The sequence below is a fragment of the Streptomyces sp. SID3343 genome (assembly GCF_009865215.1).
In the GTDB taxonomy this organism is placed as follows: Bacteria; Actinomycetota; Actinomycetes; order Streptomycetales; family Streptomycetaceae; genus Embleya.
In genome coordinates this window covers 1-580 of the sequence record NZ_WWJX01000095.1, presented here as the reverse complement: position 1 = coordinate 580, position 580 = coordinate 1, and the positions used below count along the sequence as shown (strand labels likewise).

Annotated in this window: 1 protein-coding gene; it reads right to left on the bottom strand. The window is 72.2% G+C overall.

All coding sequences use genetic code 11. From position 1 onward, the window contains the following. A partial coding sequence (locus tag GT354_RS02830; protein WP_237534316.1) for a phosphopantetheine-binding protein occupies positions 1-580 on the bottom strand: 580 nt, incomplete at both ends.

Here is a 580-nt window from a genome sequence, read left to right as displayed (position 1 = left end):
TGCCCTCGGGCAGTTCCACGGCCAGCGCCATCGCGAACCGCTCGTACCCGCCGCCCGCGTCGAGCAGATGCCGAGCGATCGGCGGCAGCGGTACGACCGAGTCGTCACCGGTGTCCCCGTCGATCCCGTCGACACCGTGGCTCGCGTCGGTTGCGTCGGCCTCGGAGACCGAGGTCGCGGCCTCGGCGAGCGCTGCCGGCGTCCGGTGTTCGAAGATCAGCTTCGGGGTGATCTCGACGTCCTTGGCCCGGGCCCTGGAGACGACCTGGAGCGAGCGGATGCTGTCGCCGCCGGTGGCGAAGAAGTCGTCGTCGAGCCCCACCCGTTCCAGGCCCAGGACCTCGGCGAACACCGCGACCAGCACCTTCTCGCGCGGGGTGCGCGGTGCCCGGTAGGCGCCGCCGGCGATCTCCGGCTCCGGCAACGCCGCCCGATCCACCTTGCCGTTCGCGGTGAGCGGAAGCCGATCGAGGACCACGAACGCCGACGGCACCATGTAGTCCGGGAGCCGCTGCGCCACGGCGGCCCGCAGCTCTTGGGCGTCGATCCCGCCCATCAGGTCGACCGAGCCCTCTCGCAC